This window comes from Vibrio sp. IB15, from assembly GCF_016406055.1.
In the GTDB taxonomy this organism is placed as follows: Bacteria; Pseudomonadota; Gammaproteobacteria; order Enterobacterales; family Vibrionaceae; genus Vibrio; species Vibrio chagasii.
Genome location: NZ_JAEFCE010000044.1, coordinates 17,562 through 38,759, shown reverse-complemented (window position 1 = coordinate 38,759; position 21,198 = coordinate 17,562). Strand labels below are relative to the sequence as shown.

Here is a 21,198-nt window from a genome sequence, read left to right as displayed (position 1 = left end):
ATTAACATAATGTCTAACTTCGCCCAATATAACGGAATTAAGAATCGATGAGTGATTATAAAGATACCCTGAACTTACCAGAAACAGGGTTCCCAATGCGCGGCAATCTGGCAAATCGTGAGCCAGAAATGCTTAAGCGTTGGTACAAAGAAGATCTTTACGGCGAAATCCGTAAGGCAAAGAAAGGTAAAAAATCTTTCGTACTGCATGATGGCCCTCCATACGCGAACGGCGACATTCACATTGGCCACGCGCTGAATAAGATTCTTAAAGACATTATTATTAAATCTAAGACCCTTTCTGGTTTTGATGCACCGTACATCCCTGGTTGGGACTGTCACGGTCTTCCAATCGAACTAATGGTTGAGAAGAAGAAAGGTAAGCCAGGTCAGAAGATTTCGGCTGCTGAATTCCGCGAAGAGTGTCGTAAGTACGCTGCGGGCCAAGTTGAAGGTCAAAAAGAGAGCTTCAAACGTCTTGGCATCATGGGCGAGTGGGGCAAACCTTACCGCACTATGGATTTCGGTACAGAAGCGAACATCATTCGTTCTCTAGGTAAAATCGCAGACAAAGGTCACCTACTGAAAGGTTTCAAACCTGTTCACTGGTGTACTGACTGTGGTTCTGCTCTGGCTGAAGCTGAAGTTGAATACAAAGATAAAGTATCTCCATCTATCGATGTGAAATTTACTGCAGCTGACGAAGCGGCGCTTCTAGATAAATTCTCTCTAGCTGACGGCCACGCTGGTCAAGGCGAAATCTCTATCGTTATCTGGACAACAACACCATGGACTCTGCCAGCTAACCGCGCAGTATGTCTACGTGATGATCTTGAATACGTACTTATCCAAGTTGAAGCGAATGGCGACCAGCCAGCTCAACGTATCGTTGTTGCTTCTGAACTAGCAAAAGACGTAATGGATCGTGCGGGTATCGAGCACTTCCATAACCTAGGTTTTGCAACTGGTGCTGATCTTGAGCTTTCTCAGTTCAACCACCCGTTCTACGACTTCACAGTTCCTGCGATCTTAGGTGATCACGTTACGACTGATTCAGGTACTGGTGTGGTTCACACTGCTCCTGGTCACGGTCAAGAGGATTTCGTGGTTGGTAAGAAATACAACCTAGAAATCGCTAACCCAGTAGGCTCTAACGGCGTTTACCTGCCAGATACCGAGCTATTTGCTGGTCAGCACGTATTCAAAGCGAACGACTCTGTTTTAGAAGTTCTAAAAGAGAAAGGTGCACTTCTGCATCACCACGCTTACGAGCACAGCTACCCACACTGTTGGAGACACAAAACTCCAATCATCTTCCGTGCAACGCCACAGTGGTTCATCTCTATGGATCAAGCTGGCCTACGTGCAAAAGCACTAGAGTCAACGAAGAATGTTGAGTGGATGCCTGAGTGGGGTCAAAGCCGTATCGAAGGTATGATCGAAGGTCGTCCTGAGTGGTGTATCTCTCGTCAACGTACTTGGGGTGTGCCAATTGCTCTGTTCGTTCATAAAGAAACGTCAGAACTTCACCCAGATAGCTCTGAGCTAATCGAAAAAGTAGCGAAGCTAGTTGAAGAGAAAGGCATTCAAGCTTGGTGGGATGTAGACGCAGCAGACCTAATGGGCGCTGAAGACGCAGACAAGTACGAAAAAGTGTTAGATACACTAGACGTATGGTTCGATTCAGGTGTTACGCACTTCTCTGTTGTTGATTCTCGTGAAGAGTACAACGGCAACAGTGCTGACCTTTACCTTGAAGGTTCTGACCAACACCGTGGTTGGTTCCAGTCTTCTCTAATTTCATCTATCGCGATGAAGGACGAAGCACCATACAAGCAAGTGCTAACGCACGGTTTCGTAGTAGATGGTAACGGCCGTAAGATGTCTAAATCTATCGGTAACGTTGTTGCTCCTAAAGATGTAACTAACAAACTAGGCGCAGATATCCTACGTCTATGGGTTGCTTCTACAGACTACACTGGTGAAGTTGCGGTTTCTGATGAAATCCTGAAGCGTTCTGCTGATGCTTACCGTCGTATTCGTAACACTGCTCGTTTCTTCCTAGCGAACCTAAGCGGTTTCAACCCTGAAACTGACCTAGTGCCTGCTGAAGAAATGGTTGCACTTGATCGCTGGGCTGTTGGCCGTGCACAAGCTGCACAAGAAGAGATCGTGAAAGCATACGGTGAGTACAACACTCACGGTGTAACTCAGCGTCTAATGCAGTTCTGTTCTATCGAAATGGGTTCTTTCTACCTAGACGTAATCAAAGACCGTCAGTACACTGCAAAACAGGGCAGCCATGCTCAACGTAGCTGTCAGACTGCGCTTTACTACATTGTAGAAGCTCTAGTTCGTTGGATGGCACCTATCATGTCGTTCACTGCAGATGAAATCTGGAACGAGATGCCTGGCGCTCGTGACAAGTTCGTGTTTACTGGCGAATGGTTCGAAGGCCTATTCGGTCTTGCTGAAGGCGAAGAGCTAAGCAACGAATTCTGGGCTGAAATCCAAACGGTTCGTGGTGCTGTGAACAAGCTTCTTGAAGACGCTCGTAAAGAGAAAACAATCGGTGGTGCACTGCAAGCTGAAGTAACTCTGTACGCTGACGACGCACTGGCGGCTAAGATCAACAAGCTAGAAGATGAGCTACGTTTCGTGCTTATCACTTCTGCTGCGGTTGTTAAGCCACTGAGCGAGAAGTCTGATGCAGCTCAAGCGACAGACGTTGAAGGTCTATTCGTTGAAGTTGCAGCAACAGAAGCTGAGAAGTGTGACCGTTGTTGGCACCACACACCAGACGTAGGCACAATTGAAGGACACGAGAAGATCTGTGGCCGTTGTGTATCAAACGTTGATGGTGAAGGCGAAGTGCGTAAGTTCGCATAACGACTCAGAGAAAGACTGAACTTTTTGTAAAAATCATAGCCCCAGTATCAACTGGGGTTATTTTTAGTTATAGGAAATGTGTTTAACCAAGCTGATTTTTAATGGCGACTCAAAGCGAGTATGCGAATGAGGAATCGCTTCGTAAATACTAGGAATAGAAATGAGTGAAGTTTCGTTAAAACAATCTGGTGTACGTTGGTTATGGTTAGCTCTGCTGGTTTTTCTTGCAGACATCGGCATCAAACTCTTTGTCATGGACAATATGGGTTATGGCTGGGCAAACCGTATTGAGGTGTTGCCGTTCTTTAACTTTTTGTACGTTCATAACTACGGCGCCGCATTCAGCTTCTTGAGTGATCAAAGTGGTTGGCAGCGTTGGTTATTTACCGGTATTGCCTTTGCTGTAACGGGCATGCTGACGTATTGGATGAGCAAACTACCAGCGACAGAAAAGTGGAACAACATCGCTTATGCCATCATCATTGGTGGTGCGGTAGGTAATGTATTTGACCGTGTCGTACATGGCTTTGTTGTCGATTACTTAGATTTCTACTGGGGCACTTACCACTGGCCAGCATTCAACTTAGCCGATATGGGTATTTGTATTGGTGCCGCGATGATCATCCTAGATGGTTTCCGTAAGAAAGACGAGAGCAAATAGCTTTTCAATAGATGCTCTAAAGTCAGTCTATGACTCACAGAATAGAATAGCCCTAAGCGCTGTCGGTTGATTCCGGTGGCGCTTTTTTTTATGCTTCAGTCAACAAGGAAGCAAAGCAAAATGCATCCTCAAATAATAAAGAAGTCTAAGGAAAGTAACGTGGCAGCAATTAAAAATGATTCAGCAGTAACCCTACATTTTACGATTAAGATGAAGGATGGTTCAGTTGCCGATAGTACCGAAAATATGGGCAAACCTGCGAAGTTCGTGATGGGCGATGGTAGCCTAAGCGAGAACTTTGAAGCGTGCTTACTTGGGCTTGAAGCAGGTACTGAAAAGTCTATCGACCTAAAAGCGGAAGATGCGTTTGGTATGCCTAACCCAGATCATATCCACCATATGGATCGTGCTAAATTTGTTGGTGACTCTGAGGTTGAAGTGGGCACTATCATGGCATTTTCTGGCCCTGACGGTATGGAAATCCCAGGTATTATCACTGAGATCGCTGGCGATTCAGTGACGGTTGATTTTAATCATCCACTTGCAGGCCAAGATGTTACGTTTGACGTCAATATCTTAGCTGTCGACTAACATCACCTTACAGCTGTGATGTCACCCAGAGCTTCACTGTCTAGGCGCTTCACTGTAGAATGCGAGCCTCGCTGACGGCGAACTCTATAGAAACAACCTTAGTACCGCGGTAAATGATGAGCAATGAAATGAAAATAATGTTAGCTAACCCTCGTGGCTTTTGTGCCGGTGTTGATCGTGCGATCAGCATTGTCGAGCGCGCACTCGAAATGTACCAGCCACCGATCTACGTTCGTCATGAAGTGGTACACAACCGCTTTGTTGTTGAGGGGCTAAAACAACGCGGTGCTATTTTTGTCGAAGAACTTAGCGAAGTGCCAGACGATAACATCGTGATCTTCTCTGCTCACGGCGTGTCTCAAGCGGTTCGTAAAGAAGCGAAAGAGCGCGAGCTAACGGTATTCGATGCAACGTGTCCTTTGGTGACTAAAGTCCATATGGAGGTTGCTCGTGCGAGCCGCAAACATATGGAAGTGGTACTGATTGGTCACGCAGGTCACCCTGAAGTTGAAGGTACTATGGGTCAATACGCGAGCCAAACGGGTGGTATGTACTTGGTTGAGAAACCAGAAGACGTGCAAAACCTAGTGGTAAACGATCCAACTAATCTGCATTACGTGAGCCAAACGACGCTATCTGTTGATGAGACAGCTGACGTAATCGAAGAGCTACGTCGTGTATTTCCTGAGATTCAAGGCCCTCGTAAAGATGACATCTGTTACGCGACTCAAAACCGTCAAGACGCTGTGCGTGAGATGGCAAACGACGTTGACGTTGTGATTGTCGTTGGTTCTAAGAACTCATCGAACTCAACACGCTTGAAAGAGCTGGCTGAAAAACTAGGCACACCTGGTTACCTAACGGATTGCCCTGAAGACATTCAAACAGAATGGGTTGAAGGCAAGAAGAAAATCGGTGTAACGGCTGGTGCATCTGCTCCTGAAGAGCTGGTAAATCAAATCTTAGATCGAATTCGCGAGCTTGGTGCTACTGACGTTGAAGAGATTCAAGGTCGTGAAGAGAATATGTTCTTCGAAGTACCAAAAGAGCTACAGATTAAACAAGTCGATTAATCTCTATCGATTTGTGACATTAACGATTCGTCATACCGTCGATTCGCAAGCAGTAAAAAGCCAACGTTGATACGTTGGCTTTTTTGATCGTGCGCTTTGATAAGCTATTGGATACCGAGTTGTTCTTTTAGTGTCTTGAGATAGCGACGACTCACAGGCACTTCAAAGCCGGTAAGCGTGACGATCTCCGCTAATCCATTTTCTAGCAACTTGATCTCTTGGATCGATTTTATGTTGATCAAATATTGTCGATGACAGCGGATCAAATCGGTCTTCTCTTCTAAGATCTTTAGCGTCAATTGTGAAGTGGCCGTTTGCGATGAACAGCGAACATGCACGCCGCTGATATCAGAATAGGCACACTCGACACTTTGGCTCGCCATGATCACAATGCGGTTGTGACCAATACAGGGAATCTGTTCTAAGCGTGAAGGAGCAATTGAAGCAACATCTTGCTCTGGTGCTTTTTGGTTCTGCTTGACGACTTTATTCAGTCGAGAAACACTTTTATTGAGTCGGCAGGGTTCAACGGGCTTAAGCAGGTAATCAAAAGCGTTGTCTTCAAAGGCTTGAATCGCGTATTGATCGTAAGCGGTCACAAACACCACGTAAGGCATGGTCTCTGGGTCAAGCATACTCAACAGCTCAATACCTGTAACTTGAGGCATCTGAATATCCAGATACACCACGTCGGGTTTAAGAAGGTTGATCTGCTTAAGTCCTTCGATCGCGTTGCTTGCTTGACCGATGACTTCCACTTCTCCCGTTTCAGTCAGTAACTCAATCAGCTCTTCGCGAGCAAAAAGCTCATCATCGATAACGAGTGCTTTTAACATCCTGCAATCTTCATTTTTGTTCTGTCCCTGCTTATTCCGCCTATCTTTTTTATGTCTGCTTCTAAATGTCGCTAATGAGAAGCGATTACCTACGAAACACCATTATTTTAGTATAGGTATGATAAAGCTCATTCGAGTAAATTGCTGTGGTTGAGATTCTATTTTTAGTGCTGAGTCTTGTCCAAAGAAATTAGTGAGTCGTTTATCAACAATTTCCATCCCTAATCCCACATGATCTTGAGATGGCTTCTGGTAGTTGCCAGCATTGTCTTCGACGATCAGTCTAAATCCACCTTGGAAAGCTTCGCTATAGATCTTCACTTTGCCGCCTTCCAGCATATTTGAAATCCCATGTTTAATGGCATTTTCAACCAGAGGTTGCAGGGTAAAGCTTGGCAGTTGTGACTCAAACAGTTGTGGGTCTATGCCCCATTCAATTTCTAAGCGGTCGGTAAAGCGTGCCTTTTCGATCGTCAGGTACGCATTAACGTGCGCGAGCTCGTCTTTAAGCTTAACGGTATTAATATTCTGTTTAAGGTTGCTTCTGAAGAAGTGAGACAGGTGCTGAATGAGCTCACGTGCTTTATCTGGATCACGACGTGTTACGGCACTGATGGTATTGAGTGCATTAAACAAGAAGTGGGGGTTGACCTGTGCGTGCAGCAGTTTGATTTCAGCTTGAGTGAGCAGGGTTTGCTGTTGCTGATAGTTGCTGAACAGGATTTGACTCGATAACAGCTGAGCAATACCTTCAGCCATCGACATGTTGATGGTTGAAAACAGCTTCAGTTTAGGCTCATACAGTTTAATGGTGCCGACGACTTCGTTACCGGCACGCAGTGGGATAATCAACGCTGACCCCAGCTTACAATCCTGTGAGAGAGAGCATTGGTATGGGTTCTCTTTACCATCGAGGTAGATGATGTCGTTCTGTTCCATCGAAGTCAGTGTGCTTTGCGATGAAATAGGGGTGTTAGGGATATGGTGCTCATCGCCAATGCCAACGAAAGCGAGAATTTTTTCTCGGTCAGTGATTGCCACAGCGCCTACGTTGGTCTCTTCGTAGATAATACGCACGATTTTCTGCGCGTTATCAGACGTGAAACCACCATGAAGAATACCCACCGAACGCTCGGCAATGGTCAGTGCGCGGCGCGAGAAGGTCGCTGAGTATTTCTCAAAGATGGTTTTACGGTCTTGGATGATACTCATGAACAGTGCTGCACCCACGGAGTTGGCAATGATCATCGGTGCTGCAATGTCGGAAACCAGCGCATAAGATTGTTCAAACGGTTTGGCGACCGCAAGCAGAATCAACATCTGAATGATCTCTGCAAATAACGTCACAGAGAACACCACCATCGGATTAAACAACTGGCTGGCTTTGTTTTTTCTGACTAAGTACACATGCAGCAAGCCACCAATCAGGCCCTCTGCGGTGGTTGAAATCGCGCAGGCCAAGTCGGTGAAGCCACCTAATGAGTAGCGATGAATCCCGCCAGTAAAACCCACCGCAAAGCCAACCACAGGGCCACCAAACAGGCCACCCATGACTGCGCCCATCGCACGTGTGTTGGCGATCGCATCATTTATCTGTAGGCCGAAATAGGTGCCCATAATACAGAACAAAGAGAACAGAACGTAACAGCTGATCTTGTGGCTCAAGCGTGAAGAGATGCTCAACAAAGGGAGAATCAGTGGGGTTTTACTTAGCATGTAAGCGATCACTAAGTAGACACAGGTTTGTTGAAGCAGAGAGAGAATGAGTTCCATATTTTCACCTATTGAGACGCTTGTTAAGTGTAAAGCTCATTGTGTGGTAAGGGTAGTTTTGCTTGTGTTTGTAAGGCTTATATCGAGCGATTAGCGCTCACACTGTCTTGTTGCTAACCAGTACAGACAATAAAGCCCATCACAGGGGATGGGCTTTAGTCTTAATATCCATGAATCACTGAGTGATTGCCGGAACAAGCGAAGTTGTGTTTGGCTGTTCTTGTCTTTCTATGAAGACTGGTCTTTTACAAAGAGTTTAAAGAACTAGGCTGTTTTGGTATCGCCTTTTGCTTCTTTTTCTTCATTAGCAAGGTCAGTTTCGCCTTTGCCTTTAGAAATCTTGATTACGTAAGCCGCAACACCCAGCGCACTAATCACACCAACGATAGTTGAGATTTGCATTGGTAGGCCGAAACCAAGTTGGCTGTTGTTCAGGATGAATGTGATACACACAGACGTCATGAAGATAGCTGGAACCGTTGTTACCCAGTGCAGTTTGTTGTGACGTAGCAGGTAAGCAGAAGCCGTCCACAACATCATTACTGCTGTTGATTGGTTAGCGAAACCGAAGTAGCGCCAGATGATACCGAAGTCTACTTGAGTCAGGATGCCACCGATAACGAACAGTGGTAGAGCCATCAGTAGGCGGTTACGCAGTGTCTTCTGTTCCATGTTGAAGTATTCAGCAAGGATTAGACGGCTTGAGCGGAATGCAGTGTCACCAGATGTGATTGGTAGGATAACCACGCCTAGGAAAGCAAGGATACCGCCGAATACACCTAGTAGGCCAAATGAAGCGCTGTATACCACGTTACCTGGACCGCCGTTTGCTACCGCTTCAGATAGAGACTCAACTGAACCGAAGAACGACAGTGCAAGTGCACACCAGATAAGAGCGATGATGCCTTCACCAATCATTGCACCGTAGAATACGAAGCGACCGTTCTTCTCGTTTTCCATACAACGCGCCATCAGAGGTGACTGAGTTGCGTGGAAGCCAGAGATTGCACCACAAGCGATAGTGATGAATAGAGCAGGCCATAGTGGTAGGTCGTTCGGGTTCATGTTGGTGAACATGTCGCTGATTTCAAAACCACCCATGATTTGGTGTTCATCAGAGAAGCCAATTGCGGTGATTAGACCTACAGACATGAAGATAAGTAGAGCACCGAACAGTGGGTAGAAGCGACCAATGATTTTATCGACAGGGACAATCGTTGCGATGATGTAGTAAGCAAAGATAACAACAACCATAGTTGTTGCAGACATCGTGAAATCAGTTTGGTCATTCACTAGGTTAGTGATCATGCCTGCTGGAGCAGAAACGAATACCACACCAACTAGAAGCAGTAGAACAATGGCAAAGATATTCATAAAGTGTTTTGCGCCATTGCCTAGGTAACGTCCAGTGATGGTAGGAACCGAAGCACCGCCATTACGGATAGATAACATACCTGAGAAGTAGTCGTGTACTGCACCTGCGAAGATACAACCTAGTACGATCCATAGCATTGCTGCTGGGCCGTATAGGGCACCCATTATAGGGCCGAAGATTGGACCTACACCTGCAATGTTTAGCAGTTGAACTAGGTATACCTTTGGAGTCGACATTGGAACGTAGTCCACGCCGTCTTGCTTAGTGTGAGCAGGTGTTTGACGCTTTTCATTGATACCAAAAATCTTCTCGATAAAGGTACCGTAAATAAAGTAGCCACCAATGAGTGCTGCGACACAGGTAAGAAACCACATCATAATTTGTTATCCCTGAATGTATTAATTAAGTCAGGGTGTATATTAGAGGAGTGTATGGAAAGAAACTTCCGCTACTGGAGTGAGTGGTCGAATAGCTAATTAAGTGGTGTTATAACCGGTTTAGTGGTTTGTGACCTTTGTTGAGTGGTGGGGTAGAAGTGTTGAGAAGTATCGTGCTTCTGTTAAGTGGTCGATGGTGAGCGTTAAACGGCGCGTAATAGAGAGCAACGGTAGATAACAGAGATGAGTGGACATCAGCTCCCGTTCAGCGGAGAATCACCAACAGAGGCAAAGCTTCATTTAGAAGTGGCTAGGGAAATATAAAGGATTGAAATGAAAAAGATAATAGCACTATTCGCCGTAGCATTTAGCCTTGCAGGATGCAGCGCCAATGTTCAAGATTTAGCGGCAGAAGGCAACTGGCAAGAGATTGGCTACCGCGATGGTATTAAAGGCAACACTCAACGTTCGTATTCAGAGATGGCAGAATTGGGCGCGGTTGACCAAGCAAGTTACAACGAAGGTTACCAAATTGGTGTGACTGAATATTGTAACCCTAACCACGCATACCAGATTGGCCTATCTGGTCAGGTGTATGAAGGTGTTTGTTCTGGTACCGAAGATGCCCAGCGTTTCCGTATGGAGTGGCAACGTGGCTGGGATGAGTTTTCAAACGACCACTAACTTCGCTCGTGATTAATCACACCTCTTAAGCGGAATCATTAAGCTTAAATTGAAAAAAAACCAGTACATTATGTGTACTGGTTTTTTGTATCACGCTTTCGTCAGTATTGAAGATTAATCCGACATTGACTGATTATTCTCGACCGCTTTTCTTAAAAAGCCGTTCTGCTGGTCAAGCTGAGCCTTCGCCGCCTGCAAATCAAGCCCGGTCAGAATCATTAAAATCGCTAGCTTAACGTCGTAGTCAGTGGTTTTAAGTGTCGACACTGCCAACGCTTTATCACATTCGGTTGCTTGAATAACGATACGAGCGGCGCGGGCTACTAGCTTTTCGTTGGTCGCTTTTACGTCGACCATCAGGTTCTGGTAGCTCTTACCAATACGAATCATGCTCGCTGTGGTCAGCATATTAAGAACCAGTTTTTGCGCTGTACCGGATTTCAGCCTTGTTGACCCCGTTAGTGCCTCTGGGCCAACCACTGGGCTTATCGCGATCTGAGCAATATCAGCAATTGGCGAATCTGGATTACAAGACAGAGCAACCGTCACTGCACCGGTTTGATTGGCGTAGTTGAGTGCGCCAATCACGTAAGGCGTACGCCCGCTTGCCGCAATGCCAACCACAACATCCTTTTCTGAAAATTGAATCGCCTTCAGATCATCGATGCCTAACGTCAGCGAATCTTCAGCTCCTTCTTTTGCTTTCAAAATGGCTTCTGGTCCGCCGGCGATAAGGCCGATAACCATTTTGTCTGAAACGCCAAATGTAGGCGGGCACTCTGAGGCATCTAATACGCCCAATCGACCACTGGTGCCAGCGCCCATGTAAATCAGCCGTCCACCGTTTTGAAAGGCGTCAGCGATTTTATCAACGGCTTTAGCAATTTGTGGCAGTTCAGCTTCGATCGCTAGTGGGACTTGTTTGTCTTGTTGGTTAATCTTTTCAACCACTTCAAGAGAAGTGAGTAGATCAATATCCATAGTGTCAGGGTTTCTCCCCTCCGAAACGAGGTGCGAGAGCGCTGATATGAGAGCGTCGTTACTCATAATGATCCTTAAATGATGATTCTAAAATGGTTTAGTTAGCACTGTATAGAACGCCTAGAGAGGCAGATCTACTTGCACCAGTCACTTCTGGTAAATTACTCGGTAGTTGATGGACATGACGTTGAGCAAGCCAAGCAAAAGCCATCGCTTCCATATAGTCAGCGTCTACACCTTTGCTGGTGGTTGAGGCAACCTCCCAGCTTGGTAGAAGCTCAGAAAGCCTCTTCATCAATAATGGGTTTCTAACCCCACCACCACATACATACAATGCTGGGGCGTTACCTAAGCGGTAAGCCTCGACTTCATTGGCTATCGTCAAAGCCGTGTATTCGCAAAGCGTGCGTTGGACATCTTGTGCTGAGATGTCATTAAATTCTGTTAATTGTTGCTCCAACCAAGGCAGGTTGAATAGCTCTCTACCGGTACTTTTCGGTGGTGTTAGAGATAAATAAGACGCTTCCAGCAGTTGTTTTAATAAGGCTTGATTGACTTGACCTTGAAATGCGAACTGAGCGTCGCGGTCAAATTTTTCACCCGTGTGTTTATCTACCCAAGCGTCCATTAACATATTGCCTGGGCCTGTATCATAACCAAGTGTTGGTTGATTCGGGCGCAGTACTGAAATATTCGATATGCCACCAATGTTCAGCACAACAACTGAGCTTTCTTGCGGTTGAAAAATAGTATGGTGAAAAGCGGGGACCAGTGGTGCACCTTGTCCACCAAGCGCCATGTCTTTACGTCTAAAATCTGCGACGGTTTGAATCTCGGTTTTAGCAGCAATAATGTTGGCATCGCCTAACTGCATGGTAAAGGGAGAGTCGCCTGTTGGTTGGTGGAATACCGTTTGACCATGATTGCCAATTGCAGTGACAGCGGATGCTGGAGTCTCTGACTTGGCGAGAAGCTGCAGAACAGCATCAGCAAACAGGTGGCCAAGCTGGTGGTCGAGCTCACCAATGGCAATCAAGTCAGTTTGCTGACCGATACATACATTAAGCAAGCGTGTTTTGAGTTGCTTTGGCATTGGAAACTCATCATGAGCAAGCAGTGTGATCCGGTTGTCTTCTATCGACACCAGTGCCGTATCAACGCCGTCCATGCTCGTGCCTGACATCACGCCAATGTATAACTCTGACTTCATGGTCATTTCCTTAATTAAGCGGGCGAAGCTTTTGATGTGCGATGATTTCTGCGCCATCTAAAGCATTACCTTGAACCTCTAAGCTGCGATCTTGTAGCGCTTGTGGCAGTTTGTCACGATAGAAAGCGCCTAAGCTGCCTAAGAACATGATCGGTAGTGAGTTGTTGTCTGAGCATGTTCGTGCAAGCCGCTCAATTTCTTGAATACCTTGCTCAACGATGTTTTTTGCCGTCGGACAACATGGTTCTAATTCGACAAGCTCTTTTGCAAGTTGAGCATAATCGGTTGCGTTGGCTGAGCGAGTCCATTTTAGAATCGCACTGCGGACATTGCCTGTTTTCTTCATGACCAGTTGACTCGTTAACGAGCAACGTTGAGTGTCAAACTCGACAAGTGTTTGCTGAACTGCTTTAAAACCAAGCCAAGCGCCACCACCCTGATCGCCAATGGGGAAACCCCAACCGCCAAATTGATGGGTCACGTATTGGTTGTCTAATTGAATCGCAACCGAACCAGTGCCAATGGCAATACAGTTTACGCCTTCCCCTCTATTTGCACCAACGACCGAGGCTTCAGCATCGCTCGTCACATACAGGTTTGGGAAATGGGACAGTGCCAGTTGTAATTTCGCTTTTAGTTGAGCATTACCTGCGCCAGCAACACCGACCACAATATAACACTGTTTCGGACTTATCTGATTCACACTCAGCATTTCTTCAATGTAATGAGTGAGTTGAGTGATGGCTGTTTCACCGTATAAGGTCAATGACGTTGCGGCCAAAGTACGCTCTTTAATTACGCTCGGTGTCGGCGAAATTCGCTTGAGTCTCATTGCGGTTTTTGTGCCGCCACCATCGACGGCTAGAGTATGAGTAATCATTGGCTAACTGTTTGTAGTTTGTTTGCTTCTTGAGGCTGCTTCTTGCCTGATAGACAGACGATCAATGATACAAAGGTACCTACACACAGTTGATACGGGAAGGCCAATCGAACACCCACCCAATCCGTATTAATCATACCCATTACGTTATCCCAAACATAAGCTTGCATCAGTAACGTAGTTAAGAAGCCGGCCACAAGCGCCAACGCTACTGATGTTTCATTGCCGCGCTCGGTGAAAATCGCCGTGAAGTAGACCCCCAATAATCCTGTGTAAGCAAACACCATCACACTCAAAGCGAACGACAATAATGGCATGTCGGTATATTGCTGCCAGTAGTAACATAAGATACCCATGCTACCTAAGGCTAGCGCAGCTGCGGCCATACCGAAGCGACCCGCTTTTACATAGTGGAAGTCATCTCGTTCGCCTTTACGAGCTTCTAACCATGGTTTGTAGATATCTTGAATCGCAACAGAAGACATTGAATTCAAACCTGAGTTTAGTGTTGAAAGCGCTGCTGCAACCACACCAACGGTCACTAAGCCTCGAAGGCCTGCTGGCATTTCATTGAGCACGTAGTACATGAAAATTGTTACGTTCTCACCATTAAAGCTCTGCACGACATCTTTTCCTTCGACACCCATCAGGTCCGGTCTTTGATAGAAAACATACAGAAGCAGGCCAATCGACATGAAGACCAACACAACAGGGATAGAGAAGATGATTGAGTTGATCATCGCCTTAGAGCCTTGCTTGGCATCTTTACAGGTTAGAACTCGCTGGGTCATGTCTTGATCAAGACCAAACGCACCAATGTTCAGTAGTACAAAACCAGTAATACATGCCCAGAAGCTGAAAGTACCAGCAGGTGTTAAATCCAGAGTGAAATCGAGTAAGGTCAGCTTAGAAGATTGACCTTCGCCAGGGGTTGCAAGCACTTGTGCGATTTGACTGAAATCTGCCGGGATCTGGCCTAATAAGTAGATAATGACCGCAATGGCTGCACCGACGTACACCACGAGTTGGATAAGATCACTCCAGATAACCGAGCGGATACCGCCCATGTAGGTGTAAGCGAGGCCAACGGTGACCAGAATCACCACGGAAGTGATAACGCTGCTAGGGTCAATATTAGTAAACAGAATCATGGATACTGCGATAGCCGCCATATACAGACGAGCACCAGAAGCAAACACACGACCCACCAAATACATTACACCGGCACGCTGCTTGGTCTTCTCGCCAAAGCGTACTTTCAGTAACTCATATACTGTAGACACTTTGTTTTGATAGAAGCGAGGGATCAGAACAAGTGCGACAAAAATGGCACCCAGAATACCGCCAATATTGGTGGCTAGGTAAGTGAGGTCTCCACGGTAGCTCGATTCTGGTCCACCTAAAAACGTTGCTGCTGATTGTGATGTCGCCAGCACTGAAATAGCGACCACCCACATTGGCATTGAGTTACCACCTAAAAAGTAGTCCTTGGTACTCGTGATTTTGGTTCGGCTGAAATGCCAACCGGTGAAGGCGATAACAGCGAAATAAATCGCAAATACCGCCCAATCCAGCGAAGTAAACAGTGAATTCATAGCAGCTCCGTAGCGTGAATAGATAAGAGGGTGTTTATTATTATTTTTCCAGAATGACTGTTTGAATAATGAGTTTCAAAATCTATTCCTTGGTGGAATAGTGACCAGTGGTTTTCTTTGACGATGCTCCCAGAAGGTTGTGTTAGCTATTCCAAATCAGGAAATGGAAAGGAATAATTATTCCAATAGAAAGGCAAAACTCGTTATGATGACAGGCTGAAAGAGGGAGATAGATCGAGTGAAAGGCATTGCGAAAGTAAAAGCGTTATTACCCAAGCTTTCTCCATCGGATTCGCTGGTGGCACGATATGTATTGGATCACCCGCAGCAGGTTAAGCAACTCTCTTCCCCTGAATTAGCGAAAGCGGTAGGGGTGAGTCAGTCGACGATCGTCAAGTTTAGTCAGAAGATCGGTTATAAAGGCTTTTCTGAAATGAAGGTGAAACTCTATCAGAGTGATATGAGTTATCAGCCTGTTTCTCAACGAGGCATACACGGCACCATCACCAGAAAAGATTCGCCAGATACCGTGATGGACAAACTTCTTGCAAGTAAAACACAATCGCTTGAACGTACCGTGTTATTAAATGAGGGCGAACAGCTGAGTAATGCCGCTGACCTACTGCACCTTGCCAATAAAATTCAAATTTCAGGTGTTGGAGCATCGTCGCTAGTCGCGAAAGATTTCGCTTATAAGCTGATGAAGATTGGTCATGCGGTTCATGCGGAACCTGATGCTCATATTCAGATTGCCAACGCGGCATCGCTTACTGAAAATGATGTGTTGGTAGCGATTTCCTATTCAGGAAAAACCAGAGAAGTTGTAAAAGTGGCTCAGTTAGCGAGATCGAAAAAGGCCAAGGTCATTGTGATTAGCCAGTTATCTCCTTCGGCTCTGGACAAGTATGCTGATATCAAACTCATTTCGGCGGCTGACGAGAACCATATTCGTAGTTCCTCTATCACAGCGCGTGATAGCCAACTTTATATTACTGACTTGTTGTTCATTGCGTTAACTCAGCAAGAAGAGCAAGCTGACCAATTAATCGAACAAAGTAAATCTGCGGTAGCGGAATTTAAGCAATAGAGGGACATATTATGGGACCGTTGTGGGTTGATGTTGCAGGCTACGAACTGACTGCGGAAGACAAAGAAATTTTAGAGCACCCAACTGTTGGTGGTCTCATTTTATTTGCTAGAAACTACCACGATAGCAAGCAGCTATCGGCTTTAAATAAAGAGATTCGAAAAGCGGCTAAGCGTCCTATTTTAATTGGTGTTGACCAAGAAGGTGGACGAGTACAGCGTTTCCGCGATGGTTTTTCTATTATCCCAGCTGCTCAAGAGTTCGCGACTCAAAAGAATGGTGAACAATTAGCTGAACAAGCTGGTTGGTTGATGGCAGCGGAGCTGATTGCTCATGATATCGATCTAAGTTTTGCACCAGTATTAGATAAAGGTCATCAATGCAAAGCGATTGGCAACCGAGCGTTTGGTGAAGATATTGATACCATTGTTCGTCATAGCAGTGCATTCATCAAAGGCATGAAGTCCGTTGGTATGGCGACAACTGGAAAGCACTTCCCTGGCCATGGTGGTGTGATAGCTGATTCGCATCTAGAAACGCCTTACGACCCTCGAGACGATATCTTTGAAACCGATATGGCGATTTTTAAGGCGCAAATTGAAGCGGGAATATTAGATGCGATGATGCCTGCACACGTGGTTTTCTCTCATTACGATGACCAACCAGCAAGTGGCTCTCAATATTGGTTACAGAAAGTATTGAGACAAAAGCTGGGCTTTAAAGGCTTGATCTTCTCTGATGATTTAACGATGGAAGGTGCTGCGATCATGGGCGGACCAGCCGACAGAGCAAAAGCAGCCTTGAGTGCGGGCTGTGACATGGTGTTGATGTGTAATAAACGAGATGCACAAATTGAGGCTCTTGATCACTTAGCGATTCAAGAGGTGCCTTTAGCCAACTCATTGCTTAAAAAACACAGCTTTGATTTGCCGACTCTTCACTCTGATACCCGATGGAAAGAGGCTTCAGAGCAGATTAAGCGAATGCTAAACGATGCGTGATAAATAAACACTCTACAAATTTAAAGAAGGCGATATGAGAAATATCGCCTTTTTGTTTGTATTGACTGTGGTTTAAGCTGGCAATCTAATTAAAACGACTTAAAATCTGCGGTGTAAATTTAAATTTACACCTGATGTTTTTTATTGTTTACGCTTGCAATCGTTTTTGTAGCTGTTATTGTGTTTTTAAAGATTGTTAACCCAAATGGAAATGTTGGGTGTAAAAATAAATATACAGGTTGAGTTATGCAGAAAAGTGAATTAAGCAATGTCAATATTATCGACGAACAGGTACTGATTACTCCTGAGGAGTTAAAAGCAAAACTGCCTTTGAGTGATAATGCTCGTCGTTTCATTCAAGAGTCTCGTCAAACTATCGCAAACATCATCCATAAGAAAGATCACCGCATGCTAGTTGTATGTGGCCCGTGTTCTATCCATGATGTTGAAGCGGCAAAAGAGTACGCGAAACGCCTAAAAGCTTTATCTGAGCAACTTAGCGATCAACTGTATATTGTTATGCGTGTTTACTTTGAAAAGCCTCGTACTACGGTGGGCTGGAAAGGTTTAATCAACGACCCTCATCTAGATGGTACTTTCGATATTGAGCATGGTTTGCATGTAGGTCGTGAATTACTGGTTGAACTTGCTGAGATGGAAATTCCACTGGCAACAGAAGCACTAGACCCAATCAGCCCGCAATACCTAGCAGATACATTCAGCTGGGCGGCGATCGGCGCACGTACAACGGAATCACAAACGCACCGTGAAATGGCAAGTGGTCTTTCAATGCCTATTGGTTTCAAAAACGGTACAGATGGCAACCTAGGCACAGCAATCAATGCGATGCAGGCAGCTTCTTCTAGTCACCGTTTCATGGGTATCAGCCGTGAAGGTCAAGTTGCACTATTAACTACTCAAGGTAACCCAAACGGTCATGTTATTTTACGTGGCGGTAAGCAAACGAACTACGATTCAGTATCCGTACACGAATGTGAGCAAGAGCTTGGTAAGTCAGGTTTAGAAGCAGCACTGATGGTTGACTGTAGCCACGCTAACTCTCGCAAAGACTTCCGTCGCCAGCCTCTGGTTGCCGAAGATGTGATTCATCAAGTTCGTGAAGGTAACAAGTCGATCATCGGCCTTATGATTGAAAGCCATATCAACGAAGGAAACCAATCTTCTGATATACCTCTCAATGAGATGAAATACGGCGTTTCAATTACCGACGCGTGTATCAATTGGGACACAACTGAGGCACTATTGAAACATGCACATACGGAACTAGTCCCGTTCTTAGAGAACCGTTTGAAAGGTTAGTCAGAGTTTAAAAGTTAAGTGCCTCATCTAATGGGGCATTTTAAGATCTGTTACTAACGAAATCGGCGTTGGTACGGGCTTATAGATTAGTAAGGAATAAAATGGCCGTTGAACTGAACGAATTACGCGACCAAATTGATGCTGTCGATAAACAGATGCTGGATTTACTGGCTCAGCGACTTGCTCTTGTTGAGAAAGTTGGTGAAGTGAAAAGTGAACATGGATTACCTATTTATGTGCCGGAGCGTGAAGCGGCAATGTTGGCGTCTCGTCGTCAAGAAGCAGAAAAAATAGGGGTTCCACCACAGCTCATCGAAGATATTTTGCGTCGAACTATGCGTGAATCTTATGCCAGCGAAAAAGACTCTGGTTTTAAGTGTCTTAACCCAGAATTACGTTCAGTGGTTATCGTTGGTGGTAATGGTCAGCTGGGTGGCTTATTTGGTCGTATGTTTAAGCTTTCTGGCTACGAAGTGAAAGTCCTTGGTAGTCAAGATTGGGATAAAGCCGATGAAATCCTAGATAACGCTGGTCTTGTGGTTGTTACCGTTCCAATTCACTTAACGGAAGGTGTGATTGCGAAACTTGGTAACCTGCCAAGCGATTGTATTCTTTGTGATTTAACATCGATTAAATCAAAGCCGCTGCAAGCAATGATGAATATGCACCAAGGCCCTGTTGTTGGTCTTCACCCTATGTTTGGCCCTGATGTACCAAGCCTAGCGAAACAGGTGATTGTTTACAGTGATGGGCGTGGTTCTGAAAGTTACCAATGGCTACTGGAGCAATTTAGTATCTGGGGTGCGAGCCTATGTCAGATGGATGCTGCTGAGCACGATCACGGCATGACTCTGATTCAAGCGCTTCGCCACTTTACCTCTTTTGCTTACGGTCTACACCTAAGCAAAGAGAACCCGAACATCGACCAACTTCTGAAGCTTAGCTCCCCAATCTACCGTCTAGAGATTGCGATGGTTGGTCGTCTATTTGCTCAAGACCCGAACTTGTACGGTGACATCATCCTATCTTCAGATGAGAACATTGAGATGATTCGACGCTTCCACCGTTGTTTTGGTGAAGCACTCGAGATCTTAGACGGAAAAGACAAAGCCAAGTTCGTTGAGAGTTTTGACCAGGTGAGTGATTGGTTTGGTGACTACTCACAGCAATTCTTGCAAGAGAGTCAAAGCCTGTTAAAACAAGCACATGACTCGATTCATCGCGGTTAATAGTGTGGTTTGAAAAATAAAAAAGAGCGACCGTTTGGTCGCTCTTTTTGTTTGTGTTGAATGCCGATATTGCATTTGGCCTATAGTAGGCGAAATGCATTTGGATCATCATGGGCCAAACGAACAAACCTAGTTAGTCACGATAGGCTCTTTGTTATTCTCGTTCGATACTCGGTTATCATCGCTGGATACTGTGTCGATAGTTGAACTGATGTAAGGCACGTTAGTTAGGTTGATCTGCAAGCGAACCACGTTATCAATCAGCTGAACGAGTGGGCCCCATTTCACCTTTTTTTCTTTCTCAAACACGTAATTGAAGTTTTCTGGTGTCCAATCCATCAAGTATTGAGGGTTCAATGAGCGACCAAGGAAGCGTACTTCATAATGCAGATGTGGGCCAGTTGAGTTACCTGAGTTACCACAGCTCGCAATCACATCACCTTTACTAACAAACTGACCGCTGCGAACTTTGAATTTTTGCAGATGCGCGTAAGAGCTCATGAAGCCAAACGAATGGCGCATGGTGATAAAGTTACCAAAGCCTTTCTTACTTGGGCGTACGGTTTCAATCACACCATCTGCTGGTGCTAAGATATCTTCACCACGCTTACAAGTAAGGTCGATACCAGTATGGTTGTGGCGTTTGCCTGTAATTGGGTTAGTACGGCGACCGTATGAAGACGAGATGCGTTGATAAGCCATCGGACTATCATTAGGAATTAAGCGGAACATGGTAGCTCTTACCGCGGAATCGACAGCTGCAGCATCAATGCGGTCTTCTAGTGAAACCTCATCGGTGTGTAACTCTTCATCAGCCAGGCCTAGAACGGATTCCACATCGAATACACGCTTACCGAGTAACTGAATCGTCCCTTCTTTCTCAGTTAAGGCTTGAGAAAGGTTATGGTTGGTTTCAACTTGTTCCGCGTATAAGAACTCGGTCTGCTCTTTTTCAACAATCAGAGTTTCAATTAACTGTTGTGCATCACCGGCTTGTGCAGCTAGCTTGTTTTTACTCTCAAGGTGCATGTAGGTTGCACCACCAATCAGCATCGGTACTGAGAGCAGGGAGGTCATGCATAAGAGTACGGCTTTTCGACCGAAGTAAAACGTCTGTTCCCCCTGACTAGAGGGAATAGTAATGGACACTTTTTTAGACATGGTTCTGTATTAACTAAATGCTTCTAATAGAAAAAGGGTAATGGAGATATTATTCCTTGCCTAAGTCGGTAAGGTGTTCAATCTCTCTATAAAGCAGGTCATCGTCACCAACATTAAGCTCAACAAGGCGCTTAAGGTGGCTGATACTATCAATATCTAAATGCTCTATGCGTAAACGCATTGAGGTATTGATGGTAGAGACTATCGTTGCTTCTAACTGAATGTTGATATCGCTGTTGGTCAGCTTAAAGCTAACGTGAACAGGGTTCTCCTGGTTAAGTTGCTGTAACTCTTCGCACTGAATGAGTAAACCATGAAGAGATAAGTCTTGCACTGAGCCTGATACATTTACTTGTCCTTGTGAGATTTCAGTCGGAACTTGATAAATAACTCGTGAAAATTGACGTCTTTCAATCATAAGTATTCTCTCTATATCGGTGCGGAATGCGTAAGCCAGATATATCAAAGGCCGCTAT

Annotated in this window: 18 protein-coding genes; 9 read left to right on the top strand and 9 right to left on the bottom strand. The window is 45.3% G+C overall.

What is annotated here, in order from left to right:
- Window positions 1-47: 47 nt before the first annotated feature.
- The 4 genes from ileS to ispH all read left to right on the top strand — a co-directional run bounded on the left by ileS (window position 48) and on the right by ispH (window position 5,213).
- Window positions 48-2,888 carry an isoleucine--tRNA ligase gene (gene ileS, locus JC606_RS16150; protein ID WP_137408513.1) on the top strand — a complete coding sequence of 947 codons (2,841 nt, stop codon included), beginning with the start codon at window positions 48-50 and terminating at the stop codon, window positions 2,886-2,888.
- Between the two features lie 160 nt (window positions 2,889-3,048).
- The gene (gene lspA, locus JC606_RS16145) at window positions 3,049-3,549 is read left to right on the top strand and encodes a signal peptidase II (RefSeq protein ID WP_004739521.1); all 501 of its coding nucleotides are present in this window, start codon (window positions 3,049-3,051) and stop codon (window positions 3,547-3,549) included.
- 159 nt (window positions 3,550-3,708) lie between these two features.
- Window positions 3,709-4,140 (top strand): FKBP-type peptidyl-prolyl cis-trans isomerase, encoded by a 432-nt coding sequence (fkpB, locus tag JC606_RS16140; RefSeq protein ID WP_004739519.1) that lies wholly within the window; start codon window positions 3,709-3,711, stop codon window positions 4,138-4,140.
- Window positions 4,141-4,256: 116 nt separating this feature from the next.
- Window positions 4,257-5,213, top strand: coding sequence for a 4-hydroxy-3-methylbut-2-enyl diphosphate reductase (gene ispH, locus JC606_RS16135; RefSeq protein WP_081090359.1), 957 nt, complete (start codon window positions 4,257-4,259; stop codon window positions 5,211-5,213).
- Window positions 5,214-5,317: 104 nt separating this feature from the next.
- On the opposite strand, the gene btsR is transcribed toward ispH, so the two are convergent.
- From btsR to JC606_RS16120, 3 genes are all read right to left on the bottom strand, one after another.
- Window positions 5,318-6,049 carry a two-component system response regulator BtsR gene (gene btsR / locus JC606_RS16130; protein WP_116870034.1) on the bottom strand — a complete coding sequence of 244 codons (732 nt, stop codon included), beginning with the start codon at window positions 6,047-6,049 and terminating at the stop codon, window positions 5,318-5,320.
- A 102-nt stretch (window positions 6,050-6,151) separates the two neighbouring features.
- Window positions 6,152-7,822, bottom strand: a complete 1,671-nt coding sequence (locus JC606_RS16125; protein WP_198778968.1) for a sensor histidine kinase — start codon at window positions 7,820-7,822, stop codon at window positions 6,152-6,154.
- Window positions 7,823-8,086: 264 nt separating this feature from the next.
- Window positions 8,087-9,574, bottom strand: a complete 1,488-nt coding sequence (locus JC606_RS16120; protein ID WP_198778967.1) for a carbon starvation CstA family protein — start codon at window positions 9,572-9,574, stop codon at window positions 8,087-8,089.
- A 333-nt stretch (window positions 9,575-9,907) separates the two neighbouring features.
- Between JC606_RS16120 and JC606_RS16115 the strand changes: the two genes are divergently transcribed.
- A complete protein-coding gene (locus JC606_RS16115) occupies window positions 9,908-10,258 on the top strand; it encodes a DUF2799 domain-containing protein (RefSeq protein ID WP_102424021.1) in 351 nt (116 codons plus the stop codon).
- Window positions 10,259-10,372: 114 nt separating this feature from the next.
- Here JC606_RS16115 and murQ read toward each other — a convergent pair whose 3' ends face one another.
- Genes murQ through JC606_RS16095 form a run of 4 tightly spaced genes read right to left on the bottom strand, consistent with a single transcriptional unit; the run spans window position 10,373 to window position 14,924 of the window.
- Window positions 10,373-11,305, bottom strand: a complete 933-nt coding sequence (gene murQ, locus JC606_RS16110) for an N-acetylmuramic acid 6-phosphate etherase (RefSeq protein WP_198778966.1) — start codon at window positions 11,303-11,305, stop codon at window positions 10,373-10,375.
- Between the two features lie 31 nt (window positions 11,306-11,336).
- Window positions 11,337-12,449: an anhydro-N-acetylmuramic acid kinase gene (locus JC606_RS16105; protein ID WP_198778965.1), complete on the bottom strand. Its 1,113-nt coding sequence runs from the start codon at window positions 12,447-12,449 to the stop codon at window positions 11,337-11,339.
- A 10-nt stretch (window positions 12,450-12,459) separates the two neighbouring features.
- Window positions 12,460-13,329: a BadF/BadG/BcrA/BcrD ATPase family protein gene (locus JC606_RS16100; RefSeq protein WP_198778964.1), complete on the bottom strand. Its 870-nt coding sequence runs from the start codon at window positions 13,327-13,329 to the stop codon at window positions 12,460-12,462.
- The gene (locus JC606_RS16095; RefSeq protein ID WP_198778963.1) at window positions 13,326-14,924 is read right to left on the bottom strand and encodes a sodium:solute symporter; all 1,599 of its coding nucleotides are present in this window, start codon (window positions 14,922-14,924) and stop codon (window positions 13,326-13,328) included. Before JC606_RS16095 ends, JC606_RS16100 begins: the two co-directional genes overlap by 4 nt.
- Before the next feature lie 238 nt (window positions 14,925-15,162).
- On the opposite strand from JC606_RS16095, the gene JC606_RS16090 reads away from it, so the two are divergent.
- The 4 genes from JC606_RS16090 to tyrA all read left to right on the top strand — a co-directional run bounded on the left by JC606_RS16090 (window position 15,163) and on the right by tyrA (window position 19,561).
- The gene (locus JC606_RS16090; RefSeq protein WP_061033331.1) at window positions 15,163-16,011 is read left to right on the top strand and encodes a MurR/RpiR family transcriptional regulator; all 849 of its coding nucleotides are present in this window, start codon (window positions 15,163-15,165) and stop codon (window positions 16,009-16,011) included.
- Window positions 16,012-16,022: 11 nt separating this feature from the next.
- On the top strand, window positions 16,023-17,012 hold the full coding sequence (gene nagZ / locus JC606_RS16085) for a beta-N-acetylhexosaminidase (RefSeq protein ID WP_198778962.1): 990 nt from the start codon (window positions 16,023-16,025) through the stop codon (window positions 17,010-17,012).
- A gap of 246 nt (window positions 17,013-17,258) precedes the next feature.
- Window positions 17,259-18,332, top strand: coding sequence for a 3-deoxy-7-phosphoheptulonate synthase (locus tag JC606_RS16080; protein WP_198778961.1), 1,074 nt, complete (start codon window positions 17,259-17,261; stop codon window positions 18,330-18,332).
- A 101-nt stretch (window positions 18,333-18,433) separates the two neighbouring features.
- Window positions 18,434-19,561: a bifunctional chorismate mutase/prephenate dehydrogenase gene (gene tyrA / locus JC606_RS16075; protein WP_137408519.1), complete on the top strand. Its 1,128-nt coding sequence runs from the start codon at window positions 18,434-18,436 to the stop codon at window positions 19,559-19,561.
- 129 nt (window positions 19,562-19,690) lie between these two features.
- On the opposite strand, the gene JC606_RS16070 is transcribed toward tyrA, so the two are convergent.
- Window positions 19,691-20,722, bottom strand: coding sequence for a M23 family metallopeptidase (locus JC606_RS16070; RefSeq protein WP_061033327.1), 1,032 nt, complete (start codon window positions 20,720-20,722; stop codon window positions 19,691-19,693).
- A 49-nt stretch (window positions 20,723-20,771) separates the two neighbouring features.
- Window positions 20,772-21,140 (bottom strand): PilZ domain-containing protein, encoded by a 369-nt coding sequence (locus tag JC606_RS16065; RefSeq protein ID WP_137408521.1) that lies wholly within the window; start codon window positions 21,138-21,140, stop codon window positions 20,772-20,774.
- Window positions 21,141-21,198 lie beyond the last annotated feature (58 nt).